This window comes from Frankia sp. CcWB3 (assembly GCF_977927595.1).
Window position 1 is genome coordinate 1 of sequence record NZ_CDWRCK010000318.1, and the last position, 4111, is coordinate 4111.

Sequence of the window (4111 nt, forward strand, 5' to 3'; positions counted from 1 at the left end):
TGCCGAAAGAACATCGCACGATCCGAGGCCACACAGATCGCACCCTCGCGGCCCACCCGACCCCCGCCCGGGCTGCAGCTCCCGCCTCGTGCCAGACCATGGAAAGTGGTCCCATTGCGGACATTGCAGACGTTGTAGACATTGCAGACACCCGGGGGCGGGAATTGGGGCACCCGGCCCCACCGGTTCACCCCCGTCGGCGATTGCCGATCAGGCGTTGGCGATTGCCGATCGGGCCCTACCCGGTCCGCCAAAGCTTCAATCACTCCACAGCCACTCCACGACGAACCTCCCCATCAACTCCCGTCCAATGAGCTGCTGCTGAACTGCTGTGTTAATCGCCGAGCGAGGCCCGGCTGGCGGAAGCGGCGGAGGTCACGGAAGCGGCGGAGGTGACACAACTGCTTTCACCCGAGGCCAGCCGGTGGCACTGTGCCCCTGGGCACGACCGGGTCAGGAGCACGGCCGGGTCAAGGAACCCGACGGACCGGTGAGGAGACACGGATGAGCAGCCAGATCGAGAGCGAACCCGGCCAGGGCACGCTGACGGTACGGATCAACCGTCCGGAGAAACGCAACGCCCTCACCCAGGCGATGTACGTCGCCCTCACGGAGGCGTTCGACAAGGCCGAGACCGACCCGGAGATCCGGGTTATCCGGTTGACCGGCAGCGGTGGATCCTTCACCGCCGGCAACGATCTGGTCGACTTTCTGGCCACCAACGCCCTCCGGGCGGAGGGTCCGACGCTGACCTTCATCCGGACGCTGGCCCGCAGCACGAAACTTCTCGTCGCCGAGGTCGACGGGCCCGCGATGGGCATCGGGACCACGCTGCTGCTGCACTGCGACCTGGTCTATGCGACCGAGCGCAGCACTCTCGGGATGCCGTTCGTCAACCTGGGGGTGATCCCCGAGTTCGGGTCGACCCTCCTGCTACCCCGCCGGGTCGGGCCAGCCATCGCTGCCCGCATCGTCTACTTCGGCGAGTCCCTCGGAGCGGCCGAGGCCGCCCGACTGGGGGTGGTGACCGAGGTGCTTCCCGACGCCGAAGCGCTACGCGCCCGGGTCGACGACCGGGTGGCGGCGCTGCTGGCCCAGCCGCCGCAGGCGCTCGCGGCAGCTCGCGCCCTGCTGCACGACGGCGGGACACCGGAGGTGCTGGCGCGCATCGACGCCGAAAGCGCGATCTTCACCGAGCGCCTCGTCAGCGACGAGGCGAGATCCGCGATGACCGCCAGGCTGCCGGGCCGCCACGGCACGTCGGCAGCCGAGGGCTGACCGACCACCCGTGAGCTGACCGACCACCGAGGGCTGACCGACGTCGGTGCCGGCCCGCTCCATGCCGTCCGTGCGGCCCGGGAGGACCAGCCCCGCAACGGCGACGAGGGTGACCGGTTCGCCCCGTCCGGGCGGGGCATACCGGTGCCTGTGACCCATTCCCTGCCGCACCAACGCGACCGGGGTAGTGCCCTCGGGCACCGGCCTTGGTGGCGCCGCGCCTTCTCCTCCGGCTCCTCCGATCCGGGGAGGTTCCCCCCGGCTCGCAGCGCATTCGGGCTACGCCGCGTCCTCGCCGCGTTCGGCCTGGTGTTCTGCGGGGTCTTCGCCGGTTTCTTCGCCGTCCGGGGGCAGACAGCCGGCGCCGCGGTCCTCGCCTTCCTCGCCCTCGTCGCCATCGTCGATCTGGTCGTCATCCAGCAACGGATCCGGCGCCAGACCGAATGATCCCCACGCCGGTCCGGATGGGCGGTGCTCCCGCATAAGGTGGCCGAGGATCGTCGCGTCCGACACCGCCAGGCTCGCCCGCCAGCCTGGTCGGTCCGCGCCGATCCGGCTGGCGGAACGAGCAGGAGGATCTCAGTGGGCGGCGGGACGGGCGGCCGACCGAACGGGCGGCGATGAACGATCCGGAGGGCGTCTCCGGGCCGGTGTCGGCTGGCTTCGCGCGCGGCACCACCGACGAGGCGGGCCTGCGCCGCGGGCTTCGCCGGATGCGGCTCATCGCCGGCAGCCTGCTTGCCGCGGTGGCGACGATCTACCTCCTCGCCGCCCGCTGGCAGGCCCGCGGTGGCCCGGGGTGGATCGGGTACGTGGCCGCGGCCGCCGAGGCGGGCGCGGTCGGCGCACTGGCCGACTGGTTCGCCGTGACCGCGCTGTTCCGCCACCCACTCGGCCTCCCGATCCCGCACACGGCGATCATTCCTCGGCGTAAGGACGCGCTTGGTCGGAGCCTGGAGAGCTTCGTCGGCACCCACTTCCTCGCCGAGGACGTGATCCGGGAGAAGATCGACGGCATCGGAGTGTCCGCCCGGGTCGGTGCCTGGCTACGCCAGCCGTCGCACGCCGAACGGGTCACGACCGAGGCGGCGGAGCGGCTCACCGCGATGATCTCCGGAATGAACGACGACCTGGTCCGCGAACTCGTCGAGAAGGCGGTGCTGCCCCGCATCGTCGAACGGCCCTGGGCCGGGGCCCTCGGAATGGCGCTGGAACGGGTGGTCGAGGACCGGCTGCACCATCGACTGGTCGACGTGATCGTCACCGAGGCCGAGACGTGGTTGAAGCAGAACCCGGAGGTCTTCACCCGCACCGTGCAGGACCGGGCACCAAGCTGGTCGCCGAAGTGGCTGGACGAGGCGGTCGCGGCCAAGGCGTACAGCGAGGCGCTGCGCTTCACCGAGGCGCTGCGCACCGACCCCGAGCACCGGGCACGCCGCGCCCTGGACACGTTCCTGCGCGGCTTCGCCGGCCGGCTGCGCACCGACGAGGCGCTGGGACGGCAGGTCGAGCAAATCAAGTACCGGCTCCTGGCCCATCCTGAGGTCGACCGGATGATCTCCGCCATGTGGGCCACGGCGAAAAGCATCCTGCTCGATCTCGCCTCCGATCCGGGCAGCACGGCCCGGGTCCGCGCGACCGACGAACTCGCGGCCTTCGGCGCCCAGCTCGCCACCGATCCGGAGCTGGCGCGCACCGTCGACCACACCGTGGCGAACGCGGCCACCCGCGTGGTGTGCCGGTACAAGGACGACATCGCCGCGATCATCGGAGATACTGTCGGCCGCTGGCAGCCCGACGAGACCTCCCGGCGCATCGAGCTGCACGTCGGTCGCGACCTGCAGTTCATCCGGATCAACGGCACCGTCGTCGGTGCCCTCGTGGGACTGGTCATCCACCTGGTCACCGAACTCGCCTTCTGACGCAACGGGTGGGGTTGAGGAAGCGTGCGGGGCAACGAGGACGATCGCCGTGGCGACGAACGTGGGAGCCGGCCCGGCCCGGATGACCGATAGCCCGTCCGGGGACTGCCATGGCCGACGCCACCCGGTCGGCCCAGCCTGCCGGTCGCCGGACTGGTCATGCTGGTCTGGTTCGGGCTGATTACCCGGATCGGCCACTACGACGTCGACGTCTTCCTGCGGGCCGGCGCGGCCGGGCAGCACGGGCTCGATCCCTATCCCGCCCCCGGCACGGGGGGCAGTGTACTCCGGCTTTCCGTTCGTCTACCCCTAACCTCACAGCGATGCCGTTCGCGCCGCTGCTGCTCTGACTGCTGCTCGCCCGCCGGTTGCGGGCCTGGATGGCGGCCCTCCCCGATCGGGCCGGACCCCGCCGTGGGATCGGACACTCCGGTGGGACCACCCACTTCCATGGGGCCGGGCACGTCACCGCCGCGACCGGGGGCTGCGGACCGCGGCCGGCGACCCGCTCGCCCGAAGGAGTAACCCGGGACGAACCGGCGGGTGAGCCCGAGACGTACAGCCGCAGGATCGGCGTCTCTCACACTCCGCGTGGCGGGACGGCGATGTACCTTGAACAGAACGACGGCTTGCAAGGCCGTCCGCGCCCGGCCGAACGGTCGGGTGTGCGAGGTCGGTGCGAGCGCCCTAGCGGGGATGACCCGCCGGTGGGTCCGGTCGCGAAACCCGGCCGTACCCCCGGCCTCCGGACGATACGCGGACTGGTGTGGAACACCTCATCCAGCCCGGGTGGACCCATGGCGGCCCTGACCTGATCGGCGGATCCTCTGTCTCAGTACGGAAACTCCCAGTCTCACCCGGCCCAGCAGTCTCACCCGGCCCAGCACTCCCACGCCCCGCAGCGCCAGCCT

General features: G+C 71.0%; 3 protein-coding genes. All 3 read left to right on the top strand.

What is annotated here, in order from left to right; genetic code table 11:
• Positions 1–504 precede the first annotated feature (504 nt).
• The 3 genes from ACY5KJ_RS18295 (at position 505) to ACY5KJ_RS18305 (ending at position 3200) form a co-directional block, all read left to right on the top strand.
• Positions 505–1278, top strand: coding sequence for an enoyl-CoA hydratase-related protein (locus ACY5KJ_RS18295; RefSeq protein WP_462186581.1), 774 nt, complete (start codon positions 505–507; stop codon positions 1276–1278).
• A 150-nt stretch (positions 1279–1428) separates the two neighbouring features.
• Positions 1429–1725 (top strand): DUF6343 family protein, encoded by a 297-nt coding sequence (locus tag ACY5KJ_RS18300; protein WP_462203936.1) that lies wholly within the window; start codon positions 1429–1431, stop codon positions 1723–1725.
• Between the two features lie 173 nt (positions 1726–1898).
• Complete coding sequence (locus ACY5KJ_RS18305) at positions 1899–3200, top strand: DUF445 domain-containing protein (RefSeq protein ID WP_462186579.1); 1302 nt, start codon at positions 1899–1901, stop codon at positions 3198–3200.
• Positions 3201–4111 lie beyond the last annotated feature (911 nt).